This window comes from Rehaibacterium terrae, from assembly GCF_014202935.1.
Lineage (GTDB): Bacteria > Pseudomonadota > Gammaproteobacteria > Xanthomonadales > Xanthomonadaceae > Rehaibacterium > Rehaibacterium terrae.
In genome coordinates this window covers 90,087-103,907 of record NZ_JACHHX010000001.1, presented here as the reverse complement: position 1 = coordinate 103,907, position 13,821 = coordinate 90,087, and the positions used below count along the sequence as shown (strand labels likewise).

Annotated in this window: 10 protein-coding genes; 5 read left to right on the top strand and 5 right to left on the bottom strand. The window is 71.6% G+C overall.

Annotated elements, in window-relative coordinates:
* The 5 genes from HNQ58_RS00435 to HNQ58_RS00415 all read right to left on the bottom strand — a co-directional run bounded on the left by HNQ58_RS00435 (nucleotide 1) and on the right by HNQ58_RS00415 (nucleotide 5,580).
* Nucleotides 1–1,095: a TRAP transporter substrate-binding protein gene (locus HNQ58_RS00435; RefSeq protein ID WP_183946811.1), complete on the bottom strand. Its 1,095-nt coding sequence runs from the start codon at nucleotides 1,093–1,095 to the stop codon at nucleotides 1–3.
* A 109-nt stretch (nucleotides 1,096–1,204) separates the two neighbouring features.
* Nucleotides 1,205–3,367 (bottom strand): DNA helicase II, encoded by a 2,163-nt coding sequence (gene uvrD / locus HNQ58_RS00430; RefSeq protein WP_183946810.1) that lies wholly within the window; start codon nucleotides 3,365–3,367, stop codon nucleotides 1,205–1,207.
* Between the two features lie 44 nt (nucleotides 3,368–3,411).
* Complete coding sequence (locus HNQ58_RS00425) at nucleotides 3,412–3,630, bottom strand: hypothetical protein (protein WP_183946809.1); 219 nt, start codon at nucleotides 3,628–3,630, stop codon at nucleotides 3,412–3,414.
* 47 nt (nucleotides 3,631–3,677) lie between these two features.
* Complete coding sequence (locus tag HNQ58_RS00420) at nucleotides 3,678–4,751, bottom strand: saccharopine dehydrogenase family protein (protein ID WP_183946808.1); 1,074 nt, start codon at nucleotides 4,749–4,751, stop codon at nucleotides 3,678–3,680.
* A gap of 46 nt (nucleotides 4,752–4,797) precedes the next feature.
* Complete coding sequence (locus tag HNQ58_RS00415) at nucleotides 4,798–5,580, bottom strand: SDR family NAD(P)-dependent oxidoreductase (protein ID WP_183946807.1); 783 nt, start codon at nucleotides 5,578–5,580, stop codon at nucleotides 4,798–4,800.
* 61 nt (nucleotides 5,581–5,641) lie between these two features.
* Between HNQ58_RS00415 and HNQ58_RS00410 the strand changes: the two genes are divergently transcribed.
* The 5 genes from HNQ58_RS00410 (at nucleotide 5,642) to HNQ58_RS00390 (ending at nucleotide 13,815) form a co-directional block, all read left to right on the top strand.
* Nucleotides 5,642–6,406 (top strand): glucose 1-dehydrogenase, encoded by a 765-nt coding sequence (locus HNQ58_RS00410; protein ID WP_183946806.1) that lies wholly within the window; start codon nucleotides 5,642–5,644, stop codon nucleotides 6,404–6,406.
* A 107-nt stretch (nucleotides 6,407–6,513) separates the two neighbouring features.
* Nucleotides 6,514–8,736 (top strand): S9 family peptidase, encoded by a 2,223-nt coding sequence (locus HNQ58_RS00405; RefSeq protein WP_183946805.1) that lies wholly within the window; start codon nucleotides 6,514–6,516, stop codon nucleotides 8,734–8,736.
* A gap of 213 nt (nucleotides 8,737–8,949) precedes the next feature.
* Nucleotides 8,950–10,776 (top strand): sensor histidine kinase, encoded by a 1,827-nt coding sequence (locus HNQ58_RS00400; RefSeq protein ID WP_183946804.1) that lies wholly within the window; start codon nucleotides 8,950–8,952, stop codon nucleotides 10,774–10,776.
* A 10-nt stretch (nucleotides 10,777–10,786) separates the two neighbouring features.
* Nucleotides 10,787–11,224 (top strand): response regulator, encoded by a 438-nt coding sequence (locus HNQ58_RS00395; RefSeq protein WP_183946803.1) that lies wholly within the window; start codon nucleotides 10,787–10,789, stop codon nucleotides 11,222–11,224.
* Entirely contained in the window at nucleotides 11,221–13,815 is a 2,595-nt protein-coding gene (locus tag HNQ58_RS00390) for an EAL domain-containing protein (protein ID WP_183946802.1), read from the top strand. The genes HNQ58_RS00395 and HNQ58_RS00390 overlap by 4 nt, the downstream gene beginning before the upstream one ends.
* The last annotated feature ends 6 nt before the right edge of the window (nucleotides 13,816–13,821 follow it).

Here is a 13,821-nt window from a genome sequence, read left to right as displayed (position 1 = left end):
TCAGCGCCGGGCGGCGTAGTAGGCCTCTTCCGAGATCGCGTGCCAGGCCTGGGCCTGGGCGCGGAAGGCGCGCTGTGAGTCGTACACGCGGCGCACGAAGGGATCGGCGGCGGCCATGGCCTCCAGCGTCTCCTCGCTGGCGCGCCGGAGCGCGGCGATCACGTCGTCGGGCAGGCGGCGCAGCTGCACGTTGTGTTCGCGCACGAGCTGATCCAGCGCCTGCTGGTTGCGCGCGGTGTACTCGGCGAGCATGGCGTCGTTCACCGCGCGGCAGCAGGTTTCGACGATGTGTTTCAGGTCGTCTGGCAGCGCCTCGAACGCGGTCTTGTTGACCATGCACTCGAGCGTCGGGCCCGGCTCCTGCCAGCCCGGGTAGTAGTAGAACTTCGCGACCCGGTGCAGGCCGAAGGCCAGATCGTTGTAGGGGCCCACCCACTCGCAGGCGTCGATCGCGCCCGACTGCAGGGCGGTGAAGATTTCCGCGCCGGGCAGGTTGACCGGGGTGGCGCCGACCTTGGCCATCACCTCGCCGCCCAGGCCCGGGATGCGCATCTTCAGGCCGCGCAGGTCGGCCAGCGAGCGCAGCTCGCGGTTGAACCAGCCGGCCATCTGCACGCCGGTGTTGCCGGCCGGGAACGGGACCAGCCCAAATTGCGCGTACAGCTCGCGCCATAGCGCCAGCCCGCCGCCCTCGTACAGCCAGCCGTTCATCTCCTGCGCGTTGAACCCGAACGGAATCGCACAGAAGAACGGCGCCGCTGCGGCCTTGCCCTTCCAGTAGTAGCTGGCGGTGTGACCCATCTCGGCGGTGCCGCGCGAGACCGCGTCGAACACCTCGAACGCCGGCACCAGCTCGCCCGCGCCGTACACGCGCACCCGCAAGCGGCCGCCGGAGGCCCTGGTGATCATCTCGCCGAGCAAGGCCGCGCCGGTGCCCAGCCCCGGCAGATTCGCCGGCCAGGAGGTGACCATCTTCCAGCTCAGCCGCACGTCGGAGGCCGTGCCCGCCGATCCGCCCTCGCGTGCCCCGCAGGCGGCCAGCCCCGCGGCCACCGCCGCCAAACCCGTGCCGCGCAGAAGATCACGTCGCTTCATGGCCTCACTCTCCGGTTGCGTGGACGCCGAAGTGTAGCGGAGCCGATGCGACGGAAAGCAGGGGGATCGGCCGACGCCGCGCCAAGCCCGCGGCGCTGCTTCGCAGGCGCTACGCCACCTGCAGGTTGGCGTAGGCCAGCACCAGCCACTTGGGACCGACCTCGTCGAAGTTGACCTGCACGCGGGCGTGGCTGCCGGCGCCTTCGTAATCGATGACGGTGCCGGGGCCGAAGCTGGGATGCACGACCTGCTGGCCGAGCTTCAGGCCGCCGCTGTCGGCCGGTTCGGCGAAACGCCCCGAGAACGCCGGCCGCGACACCTGCACCTTCGGCCGCACCTCGCGCAGCAGCGCCGAGGGGATCTCGCGCAGGAAGCGCGAGGGCTGGCCGTAGGTGTCCATGCCGTGCAGGCGGCGCGTCTCGGCATAGCTCAACACGAGCTTCTGGCGGGCGCGGGTGATGCCGACGTAGGCGAGGCGACGCTCCTCTTCCAGCCGTCCGGATTCCTCCAGCGACCGGCTGCTCGGGAACAGCCCCTCCTCCATGCCGACCACGAACACCAGTGGAAACTCCAGGCCCTTGGCGCTGTGCAGGGTCATCAACTGCACGCCCTCGGCGCCGGCCTCGGCCTGGCCTTCGCCAGCCTCCAGCGAGGCGTAGGCGAGGAAGGCCACCAGCTCGGGCAGGTTCTCCAGCTCGTCCTCGTCGCTGCGGACGAAGCGGCTGGCGACCGACACCAGTTCGTCGAGGTTGTCGGTGCGCGAATCCAGCGCGCCCTTCGACTCGTTGGCGTAGTGCTCGCGCAGGCCCGAGCGCAGCAGCACGTGGTCGATCTGTTCGGCCAGCGGCAGGGGGCGGAGCTCGCCGGCCAGCTTGTCGATCAGCTCGATGAAGCCGCGCAGGGCGTTGCGGGCGCGGGCGGCGAGCGCGTCGCCGGACGCCAAGGCCTGCGCCGCCTCCCACAGCGGGATCGCCCGGCCACGCGCCAGCAGCCGCACCTCGTCCAGCGTGCGGCTGCCGATGCCGCGCGCCGGCGTGTTCACCGCGCGCTCGAAGGCGGCATCGTCGGCGCGGTTGGCCACCAGCCGCAGGTAGGCCAGCGTGTCCTTGATCTCGGCGCGCTCGAAGAAGCGGAAGCCACCGTAGACGCGGTAGGCGATGCCCTCGCGCTGCAGCGTCTCCTCGAATGCGCGCGACTGCGCGTTGGAGCGGTACAGCACCGCGCAGTCGCCGTAGCTGCCGCCCTCGCGCACCCACTGGCGGATGCGCTCGACCACGAAGCGCGCCTCGTCGATCTCGTTGTAGGCGGCGTACAGGTCGACCGGCTCGCCTTCGCCGGCGTCGGTCCACAACTGCTTGCCGAGCCGGCCGGGGTTGTGCGCGATCACCGCGTTGGCGGCGCCGAGGATGTTGGCGCTGGAGCGGTAGTTCTGCTCCAGCCGGATGGTTCTGGCACCCGGGTAGTCGCGCAGGAAGCGCTGCATGTTCTCGACCTGCGCGCCGCGCCAGCCGTAGATGCTCTGGTCGTCGTCGCCGACGATGAACACATGCCCGCTGTCGCCGGCCAGCACGCGCACGAAGGCGTACTGGATGGCGTTGGTGTCCTGGAACTCGTCGATCAGCAGCTCGCGGAAGCGCTGCCGGTAGTGGTGCAGCAGCGGCGGGTGCTGCAGCCACAGCTCGTGCGCGCGCAGCAGCAGTTCTGCGAAATCGACCAGCCCGGCGCGGTCGCAGCGTTCCTGGTAGGCGGCATAGACGCGCACCATCGTTTCCAGGAAATAGTCGCCGCCGACCTGGATGTGCTGCGGTCGGCGGCCCTCGTCCTTCTGCGCGTTGATCCACCACACCGCCTGGCGCGGCGGGAAGCGGCCCTCGTCGAGATCCATCTCCGCCATCAGGCGCTTGACCAGCCGCTGCTGGTCGTCGGCGTCGAGCACCTGGAAGGACTCGGGCAGCTTCGCCTCCTGCCAGTGCAGGCGCAGCAGGCGGTGGGCGAGGCCGTGGAAGGTGCCGATCCACATCCCACGGGTGCCGTGGCGCAGCATCTGCCCGGCGCGCTGGCGCATCTCGCCGGCGGCCTTGTTGGTGAAGGTGACCGCCATCATCGCGTGCGCCGGCACACGCTCGACCTCGTTCAGCCAGGCCAGGCGATGGGTGAGCACACGGGTCTTGCCGGAGCCGGCGCCGGCCAGCACCAGGTAATGGCCGGGCGGCGCGGAGACGGCCTCGCGCTGCGCGGGATTCAGCGCGTCGAGCAGGTGGGAGACATCCATCCGCGCATTGTACCGGCCCGCCGCGCGGCGGGCCGGCGCGCGGATCACTTGCGGCGGACGATGCCCACCAGCAGGCCGATGCCGCCGAGCGCCATCAGCGCGTAGCCGAGCCGATGGTCGGGGCGTTTTTCCTCGGTGACGGTCAGCGAGGCGTCGCCGATCCGCAGCACTTCCTTGCTGTCCTTGAAGGTGAACAGGCCGGCCGTGACCAGCGCGCCGGCCACCAGCAGCGCGGCACCAACCACCAGGAATGCATTGCGCATGGGAAGCTCCTGTGCGTCCGCCCGGAACGGGCCCGTCGAGCCTAATCTCACGCGCCGGGCGAAGCCAGCACCGCCTCTTCGAGCCGCACGCCGGGCAGGCCGAGCACGAAGTCAGCGCCCATCAGCTTCGACGGCGTGTAGAAGCCGCCGGGCGGGGGGGGCGACTGCCGCAGCAGGTGCTCGACGATGCCCAGCGCCGCGCTCACGGTGAGGTCATAGCCGTTCGGCGTGCGCAGGATCCGCTGCACGCTGCGGCCGGCAGCGTTGCGGGCGATGCCCCAGATCACGCAGCCGGTGCGCTCGCGGGCCTGCTCGGACGGGCCGCGCACCTTCTTCCTCACCTGCCGTTTCAACAGGGCCTGCACCGGTCCCCAGCCCAGCAGCGGGCCGAGCAGGCGCAGTCGGCGCAGCCGCGCCACCGTCGCCGGCGGCACCACCATGTAGACCTCGATGTCGGGGATGCCGGTGGACAGGTAAGCGGTGTAGACGTCGCCCCAGGGAATCGTCACCGCCGTGCGGGCCTCGCCGTCGCGCTCGAATTGGCGCACCTTCCAGGCCAGCGGCACTCTGCGGACCTGGCCCTGCTTGCGCACCCGGCCGCCCTTGCCCAGCCCCTCGACGCTGGTCGCCGCGGTGCCCGGGCTCGGCCCGCCGCCGGCCTCGAAGGCCAGCACCAGCGTGTCGGCATCGGGCAGGTCGCGCTTGAGGATGGCGGCCAGGCAGTCGGTGGGCACCACGTCGAAGCCGGCGCCCGGCAGCACCACGATGTCGGCCAGCTTGGCGTCGGCGTGCGCCATGTGGCAGTGCTCGAAGACGTCGATCTCGCCGGTGATGTCGAGATAGTGCGCCCGCGCCGCCAGGCAGCCGCGCAGCATCGGCGCGCAGGTGGCCGAGAACGGCCCGGCGCAGTTGAGCAGCAGGCCGATATGGTTGAGCCCCTCGCGCACGGCGGCATCGTTGTCGAGCGCGAAGGCGCGCCAAGGCAGGCCGAGCAGGGTGGCCAGGCGCTCGACCGCCGCGGCGTCGCGCCCGGCCAGCACCGGGCGCAATCCGCGGCGTGCCGCCTCATGGGCGATCAGCCGACCGGTGTAGCCGTTGGCGCCGTAGATCATCCAGTCCATGCCGGGGCTCCTCGGGTTCGCACGCGTCGCGCTCCCCGGCGCCGCTTCAGCGCCGGGTCGCCGCCAGCATTCTGCGGAAGTACCAGCCCGGCAGCCAGCGCTTGATCCGCCAGCGCAGCGTCTCGCGCCGGGTCGGGAGGATCAGGAACTCGCCGCGCTCGGCGGCGGCGAACAGCCGGTCGGCGACCTCGTCCAGGCGATCGGGCGCCCTGGCCATCATCCGTTCCGCCGTTTCACGCACGCGGGGGTCGCCGCGCCAGCTTTCCAGCAGGTTGGTCCGGAAGAACGCCGGACAGGCCACCGAGACGGTCACCCCCTGCGCCGCCACCTCGGCGCGCAGCTGCTCGGACAGGGCCACCACGCCGGCCTTGGCCACGCCGTAGCTCATGATGCCGGGCGCACCGGCCAGCGCGGCGAAACTGGCAATGTTGACGATCTGCCCGCGCCCGCGCGCCAGCATGTCGGGCAGGAACAATCGGCAGCCGCGCACCACGCCGAGCAGGTTGATCTCCAGCACCTCGCGCCACTCCTCGATCGTGCTGTCGACCAGGCAGCCGCCGCTGGCGATGCCGGCGTTGTTGACCAGCACGTCGAGCCGCTGCCAGCGCCGCATCAGGGTGTCGTGCAGCGCGCGCATCGAGGCGTCGTCGCCGACGTCGGCGACGAGCGCGAGATGACCCTCGCCGGGGAGCAGCGCGGCGGTTTCCTCGGCGCGCTCGAAACGCCGATCGGCGCAGGCCACGGCGGCGCCCGCGGCGGCGTAACGCAGCGCCAGGGCTCGCCCCAGCCCGCTGCCCGCCCCCGTGATCAGCACCTGCCGCCGCGCCATCCGGCCCGCTCCGCATCGCGTGATAGGCTGCGGAGGATACCAAGACACATCGGACCGATCCGTGCACGACCCCCTGTTCGACCTGCACGACCGCATCGCACTGGTCAACGGCGCCTCGCGCGGCATCGGCGAGGCCATCGCCCGTCTGCTGGCCGCCCACGGCGCCCACGTGATCTGCACCAGCCGCCGCCAGGAGGCCTGCGAGGCGGTCGCCGCCCGCATCCGCCAGGAAGGCGGCCGCGCCGAGGCGCGGGCCATGCATGCCGGCGACCCGGCCGCGATCGAGGCGCTGTTCGCCGCGCTCGACGCCGCCGGCCAAGCACCCGACATCCTCATCAACAACGCCGCCGCCAACCCGTACTTCGGCCCGGCACTCGACATGGACCTGGCCGCCTGGGACAAGACCGTCGCGGTCAACCTGCGCGGCTGCTTCTGGACCTGCGTGCAGGCGGCACGGCGGATGCGGGCGAAGGGCGGCGGCGCGATCGTCAACATCGCCTCGGTCAACGCCCGCCGCCCGGCGCCCGGGCAGCTGGTCTACTCGCTGACCAAGGCCGGCATCGTCAACATGAGCGAGGGCTTCGCCAAGGAGCTGGCGCCGCACGGCATCCGCGTCAACGCCATCCTGCCCGGCCTGACCGAGACCAGATTCGCCGCCGCGCTCACCGGCGACGAGAAGATCATGGCCACGATGCGCCGGCTGATCCCGCTCGGCCGCGCCGCGCAGCCGGACGAGATCGCGCCGATGGCGCTGTTCCTGGTCAGTCCGGCGGCGAGCTACATCACCGGCGGCGCATTCGTGGTCGATGGCGGGTATCTGGCCTGACGGCCCGGCGCACTGACCGGGCATTCCCGCGCCCCGGCCGCGGACACCTGAGATTCCCGGCCCGGTCGGGTACCCTTGCCCGACACCCAGTCCGACCCGACCAAGCAATGAAGCGATTCCTGCTCCTGGCCGCAATGACGCTCGCCCCCGCCGCCCACGCCGAAAGACTCACCCTGGAAGCCATCACCGGCGACGCCCCGCTGTCCGGGCCGACGCTGACCAGGCCGGCGGTCTCGCCGGACGGCCGCCGCGTCACCTTCCTGCGCGGCAAGGACGAGGACCGCAACCGGCTCGACCTGTGGGAGTACGACATCGCCAGCGGGCAGGCGCGCCTGCTGGTCGACTCGCGCGCGCTGCTGCCCGGCGAGGAGACGCTCTCGGACGAGGAGAAGGCGCGCCGCGAGCGCCAGCGCATCGCCGCCCTGTCCGGCATCGTCGAATACCAGTGGGCGCCGGACGGCCGCCGCCTGCTGTTTCCGCTCGGCGGCGAGCTGTACCTGTACGACCTCGAGGCCGGCGAAGGCGTCGATCCGGTGCGCCGGCTCACCGCCGGCGAGGGCTTCGCCACCGACCCCAAGGTTTCGCCGCGCGGCGGCTTCGTCAGCTTCGTGCGCGGCCGCAACCTGTGGGTGGTCGATCTGGCCGACGGCAAACAGATCCAGCTCACCCGCGACGGCTCCGACACCATCGGCAACGGCGTCGCCGAGTTCGTCGCCGACGAGGAGATGGGCCGCCACACCGGCTACTGGTGGGCGCCGGACGATTCGGCCATCGCCTTCGCCCGCATCGACGAATCGCCGGTGCCGGTCCGGCGCCGCTTCGAGATCCACGCCGACCGCACCGAGATCGTCGAGCAGCGCTACCCGGCCGCCGGCGAGCCGAACGTGCGCGTGCAGCTCGGCGTGGTGGCCCCCAAGGGCGGCCGGCCGCAATGGATCGACCTGGGCGGCGACCCCGACATCTACCTCGCCCGGGTCGACTGGCTGGACGGCAAGCGCCTGAGCTTCCAGCGCCAGAGCCGCGACCAGCGCCGGCTCGACCTGGTCCTGGCCGAGCTCGACAGCGGCCGCCAGCGCATCCTGCGCACCGAGACCAGCGCCACCTGGGTGTCGCTGCACGACAACCTGCGCTTCCTCAAGACGCGCGAGGCCTTCCTGTGGAGCTCGGAGGAGAGCGGCTTCCAGCACCTGTACCTGATCGGCCTGGACGGCGAGGTGCAGGCGCAGCTCACCCGTGGCGAGTGGATGGTCGAGCAGGTGCTGGCGCTGGACGAGGCCAGGGGCCTGGTCTATTTCAGCGCCACCAAGGACTCGCCGCTGGAGCGCCACGTCTACCGGCTGCCGCTGACCGGCGGCGAGCCCGAGCGGCTGACCCGGGTCGCCGGCTGGCACGACGCCACCTTCGCCGCCAACGCCAGCGTCTTCGTCGACCTGTGGTCGAACCCGGCCACGCCGCCGCAGACCGAGCTGTATTCGGCCGACGGCGAGAAGCTGGCCACCCTGGTCGTCAACGACCTGAACGACCCCGCCCATCCCTACGCGCGCTTCCGCGACGCCCATATCGAGCCCGAATTCGGTGCCCTGGCCGCCGCCGACGGCCAGATCCTGCACTACAGCCTGCTCAAGCCGCCCGGCTTCGACCCCACGCGCAAGTACCCGGTGGTGGTGTACGTCTACGGCGGCCCGGCGGCGCAGACCGTCACCCGGCAGTGGCCGGGCCGCGCCGACCGGCTGTTCAACCTCTACCTGGCCCAGCAGGGCTACCTGGTGTTCTCGCTCGACAACCGCGGCACCCCGCGCCGGGGCGTGCGCTTCGGCAGCGCGCTGTTCCGCGAACAGGGCCGGGTCGAGGTCGAGGACCAGATCCGTGGCATCGAGATGCTGCGCACCCTGCCCTACGTCGATGCCGCGCGCATCGGCGTGCACGGCTGGTCCAACGGTGGCTACATGGTCTTGATGATGCTGGCCAAGGCCCCGCACATCTACGCCTGCGGCGCGGCCGGCGCCCCGGTCACCGACTGGGCGCTGTACGACACCCACTACACCGAGCGCTACATGGACCACCCGGCCGCCAATCCCGAGGGCTACCGGCGCAGCAGCGTGTTCACCTGGCTGGACGGCCTGCGCGGCAGCTTGCTGCTGATCCACGGCATGGCCGACGACAACGTGCTGTTCAGCCACAGCACCCGGCTGATGAGCGAGCTGCAGCGGCGCGGCATGCCGTTCGAGCTGATGACCTACCCGGGCGCCCGCCACGGTCTGCTCGGCAAGGACGCGCTGCATCGCTACCGGCTCAGCGAGGACTTCTTCGCGCGCTGCCTGCGGCGCTGACAGCCCCTGCGACGGCGCGGTCGCCGCGACGACCGCGCCGCGCATCCCGCCCACCTCGGCTGGCTCCGGCGGCCGGATTGGCGTCGTTGCGGGGCCAGCGGTCATGCCGCCGTCAAAGCAGCCGGCGCGCCCTCCGGCTATAGTCCGGACCGAAGGGGGGAATCCACGCACCCCGCGCTTTCCGTTCCGGCCCGGCCGGAGGGAGTCGCTCGAATGCGTGTTGGGCACGGCAGCCCCGCGACACGGCAGTTCCGCCCGCATCTGCGCCGCTGGACGCTGGTGGCGTTCCTGCTCGCGTTCGTCCTGTTCGGCCTCGCCGCCTGGCGCACCTACCAGCATAGCCGGGCCGTGATCGCCACCGACGCCTGGGTCCGGCACACCCTGCTGGTGCTGCAGGAGGCGCTCGCCTTCGAGGACAGCGTGGCGCGGATGGAGGCCGAGCATCGCGGCTTCCTGATCACCGGCGACCGCGCGCTGGAGGCCGCCCGCGACCGGCACCACGCGCAGGCGCGGCGCGAGCTCGTCATGCTGCGCGAACGGCTCCGCGACGCGCCGCCGCAGCTGGCGCGGGTGGAAAGCATCCAGGCCCTGCTGGACGCCCGCATCGCCGTCATGCGCGAGGCGTCGCAGCTGGTCGCACGCGACGGCCTCGACGCCGGCCGCGCGCACTTCCAGACCATCGGCGTCGCACTGATCGCACCGGTCCACGCGCTGGTCGAGGAGCTGCGCCGGCACGAGGAGGCCGTGCTCGGCGAGCGCGCCCGGCTGGCCGCGCAGAACGCGCTGCGCCTGCAAACCACCCTGGCCTACGGCCCGCTGATCGGGATCGCGCTGATGGCGCTCGGGCTGGTGGCGCTGCTGCGCGAACTGCGCCGCGGCGAGCGCACCCAGCGGGCGCTGGCCGAAGCCAACGCCCTGCAGCGGGCGATCCTGGAAAGCGCCGGCCACATGATCATCGCCTGCCGCCCCGACGGCATCATCCGTCTGTTCAACTGTCGCGCCTGCGAGCAGCTGGGCTACACCGCCGAGGAGATGGTCGGGCGGCAAACCCCGGCGGTCTTCCATGATGCCGACGAGGTCGCCGCCCGCGCCGCCGAGCTGTCGCGCGAGCTCGGCGAGCCGATCGCACCGGGCTTCGAGGCCTTCGTCGCCAGGCCGCGGCGCGGCGAGGTCGACAAGCGGATCTGGACCTATGTCCGCAGGGACGGCTCGCGCTTCCCGGTGGAGCTGACCATCACCCCGGTGCACGACGACACCGGCAGCCTGCTCGGCTTCGTCGGCGTCGCCCAGGACATCGGCGAGCGGCTGGCCGCCGAGCGCGAAGTGCTCGAGCTCAACCGCCGCCTGCAAGCCAAGGCCGAACAGCTGGAACAGACCAACCGCGAGCTGGAGAGCTTCAGCTATTCGGTCTCGCACGACCTGCGCGCGCCGCTGCGGCACATCGACGGCTATGCGCGGATGCTGGCCGAGGACCTCGGCGACCGACTCGATCCCGAACCGCGCCGCTACCTGCAGGCGATCGCCGACAGCGCGCGCCGGATGGGCGTGCTGATCGACGACCTGCTGGCGCTGTCGCGGCTCGGCCGCAAGCCGCTGGCGCGCGAGCCGGTGGACATGCGCGCCCTGGCCGAGGAGGCGCTGCGCGACGTGCCGCGCCACGCGGCCACCATCGACATCGGCGACCTGCCGCCGGCCAGCGGCGACCCGGCGCTGCTCAAGCAGGTCTGGATCAACCTGCTGTCCAACGCCCTCAAGTACAGCGCGCCACGCGGCGAGCAGGCCCGCGTCGAGGTGAGCGGCCGGCGCGAGCACGGGCGCGTGCGCTACCGCGTGCGCGACAACGGCGTCGGTTTCGACATGCGTTACGCCGACAAACTGTTCGGCGTGTTCCAGCGCCTGCACCCGCAAGACCGGTTCGAGGGCACCGGCGTGGGCCTGGCCATCGTCCACCGCATCGTCACCCGCCACGGCGGCCACGTGGGCGCGGAGGCGGCGCCGGACCAGGGCGCGTGTTTCGAATTCGACCTTCCCGCCCCATGAGGAAACGTCCGTGCAATACCAACACGTCGAGATCCTGCTGGTGGAAGACTCCTCGGCCGACGCCGAGATGACCCTGCGCACGCTCGAGCGGCGCGGCATCGCCAACCGCATCGAATGGGTGCGCGACGGCGTGGAGGCGCTGGAGTTCCTGCGCTGCGAAGGGCCCTGGGCCGGACGCGGCAACGGCCATCCCAGGCTGGTGCTGCTCGACCTGAAGATGCCGCGCATGGACGGCCTGCAGGTGCTGGAACAGATGCGGGCCGACCCGCGTCTCGACACCATCCCGGTGGTGATGATGACCTCCTCGCGCGAGGAGGGCGACCTGGTCGCCAGCTACCGGCTCGGGGTCAACAGCTACATCGTCAAGCCGGTGGACTTCGACGCCTTCGCCGAGACCGTCGCCCAGGTCGGCATGTACTGGATGCTCGCCAACGAGGCCCCGCCATGACTCACTCCGCCCACGAACCGCTGCGGGTACTGCTGGTCGAGGACTCGCCGGCCGACGTGGACATCCTGCGGCGCGAGTTGCAGTCGCTGCGCCCGAGTGTCGAGACGCTGGTGGTGGACAGCGACGAACGCCTGCGCCAGGCGCTGGAGGCGTTCGCTCCGCACCTGGTGCTCAGCGACTTTTCCATGCCCGGCTTCAACGGCATCGAGGCCTTGAAGCTCGTCCGCGAAATGGCGCCCCACACGCCCTTCATCTTCGTCTCCGGCACCATCGGCGAGGAGGTCGCGATCGCCGCCCTGCACGCCGGCGCCGACGACTACGTGCTCAAGGACAACCTGCGCCGGCTGGCGAGCTCGGTCGAGCGGGCGCTGCGCAATGCCGCCGAGCGCGAGGCGCGACGCGCGGCCGAGCGGGCGCTGCGCGCCAGCGAGGAGCGCTTCCGCGCCCTGGTCGAGACCACCGAGGACTGGATCTGGGAGGCGGGCCTGGACGGCACCCTCACCTATTCCAACATCGGCCTGCGGCGGGTGCTCGGATACATGCCGGAGGAGGTGATCGGGCGGCGCGTCTACGAACTGATGGACGAGGGCGAGGACGCGCGCGTCGCCGGCGTGCTGACCCCGGAGGACGTCGCCACCCGGCGCGCCTGGCGCGGCCGCGTGGTGCGCTGGCGCCACCGCGACGGCAGCCTGCGCATCCTGGAGAGCAACGCGCAGCCGATCCTCGACGAGAACGGCAACCTGCTCGGCTTCCGCGGCATCGACCGCGACGTCACCCAGCGCGTGCAGCAGGAGGCCAGGATCCGCACCCTCGGCCGCATGCACGCCGTGCTCGCCGCGCTCGGCGATGCCGTGCTGCGTGCCGACACGCGGGCGCGCCTGGTCGAGGCCGCCTGCCGGATCGCGGTCGAGCAGGGCGGCTTCAGCAGCGCCTGGATCGCCGGCCGCCGGGACGACGGCAGCCTCGCCCTGCTGGGCCATTACGGCACCGCCTCGGCGCTGGCTGAGAACGGCCTGCCCTTGCTCGTGGCCGCCGACGAGCATGCCGGCGACGAGCGCCTGATCGCCCAGGTGCTGGCCGGCCGCAGCCTGATCATCCCCGACCTGCGCCACTCCAGCCTGTCGGCCGGCAAGCGCGCCGCCGCGGCCTCGATCGGCGTGCGGGCGATCGTGGGCCTGCCGCTGGGCGAACCGGCCTGGGGCGCGCTGGTGCTGTACAAGCAGGAGCCGCACGAGTTCGATGCCGACGAGATGGATCTGCTGAAGCGGGTGGCGGCGAGCATCGACTTCGGCCTGGACTTCATCGCCAAGAGCGAGCGGCTGGAGTTCCTCGCCTACCACAACCCGCTGACCGTCCTGCCCAACCGCGCCGCCTTCCGCGAGCTGCTGCAGGCGCGCATGGACGCCGGGCCGCAACTGGTCGGCATGGTCGCCGTGGTCCGCTTCGATGTCTTCAGGCACTCGCGCGGACGCGAGTTCGGCGACGCGCTGCTGCGCGCGCTGGCCGCGCGGCTGGGCCAGCGCTTCGACAAGGATGCCCTGCTGGCCCATCCGGGCGAGGATACCTTCCTGTTCGCCCTGCCCGCCTCCGCGGCGCCGGACGACGACCTGGCCCGCATCGAGGCCCTGATCGCGGCCTGCAGCGACGAACCCTTCCTGATCGAGGGCGAGGAGGTTTTCCTGACCCTGCGCTGCGGTCTGCTGCGCACGCCGGAGCACGCCAGCGATGCGGAAACCGCCGAGCGCAACGTCGCCGCCGCCTATGGCGAGGCGGCCGAGCACGGCGTGCCGCTGCTGGCTTACGACGACGAGATCCGCAAACGCGCCGAGCGCCGCATCGAACTGGAGCGCGAACTGCGCCACGCCATCGACGCCGAGCAGTTCGAGCTGTTCCTGCAACCCAAGTTCGAGGCCCGTTCGCAGCGCGTGACCGGGGCCGAGGCGCTGCTGCGCTGGCGGCATCCGCAGCTCGGCCTGGTGTCGCCGGCCGAGTTCATTCCCTTGCTGGAAGACACCGGCCTGATCGTCCCGGTCGGCCACTGGGTGCTGCGCCGTGCGGCACGGCTCGTGCGGCAGTGGCGCAAGGCCGCCGTCGGCGGCCTGCGCATCGCGGTCAACGTCTCCGCCCGCGAACTGCGCCAGCACGGGTTCGTCAGGCAATGCGCCAGCATCCTGGAAGGCTGCGGCGGCGAGCCCTGCCTCGACATCGAGATCACCGAGAGCGTGCTGATGGAGGACATCGCCCACAGCATGCGCATCCTGCAGGCGCTGCGCGACCTCGGCTTCGGCGTCGCCATCGACGATTTCGGCACCGGCTATTCCTCGCTCAACTACCTGTCGCGCCTGCCGGCAGACACGCTCAAGATCGACCAGTCGTTCGTCGCGCAGATCGCGCAGAGCCCGGAATCGCTCGCGCTGGTGACCAACACCATCAATCTGGCGCATGCGCTCGGCCTGCGCGCGGTCGCCGAGGGCGTCGAGGAAGAAGAGCAGGCCAAGCTGCTTCGCCTGCTGCGCTGCGACGAGCTGCAGGGCTACCTGCTCGGCCGGCCGCTGCCGGTGGACGAGTTCGAGCGCACCTTTCTTGCCTGAGGACGG

Coding starts and splice junctions, on each gene's coding strand:
- HNQ58_RS00425 (WP_183946809.1), bottom strand. CDS start 3,630: ATGCGCAATGCATTCCTGGTGGTTGGTGCCGCGCTGCTGGTGGCCGGC.
- HNQ58_RS00435 (WP_183946811.1), bottom strand. CDS start 1,095: ATGAAGCGACGTGATCTTCTGCGCGGCACGGGTTTGGCGGCGGTGGCC.
- uvrD (WP_183946810.1), bottom strand. CDS start 3,367: ATGGATGTCTCCCACCTGCTCGACGCGCTGAATCCCGCGCAGCGCGAG.
- HNQ58_RS00415 (WP_183946807.1), bottom strand. CDS start 5,580: ATGGCGCGGCGGCAGGTGCTGATCACGGGGGCGGGCAGCGGGCTGGGG.
- HNQ58_RS00405 (WP_183946805.1), top strand. CDS start 6,514: ATGAAGCGATTCCTGCTCCTGGCCGCAATGACGCTCGCCCCCGCCGCC.
- HNQ58_RS00420 (WP_183946808.1), bottom strand. CDS start 4,751: ATGGACTGGATGATCTACGGCGCCAACGGCTACACCGGTCGGCTGATC.
- HNQ58_RS00390 (WP_183946802.1), top strand. CDS start 11,221: ATGACTCACTCCGCCCACGAACCGCTGCGGGTACTGCTGGTCGAGGAC.
- HNQ58_RS00400 (WP_183946804.1), top strand. CDS start 8,950: ATGCGTGTTGGGCACGGCAGCCCCGCGACACGGCAGTTCCGCCCGCAT.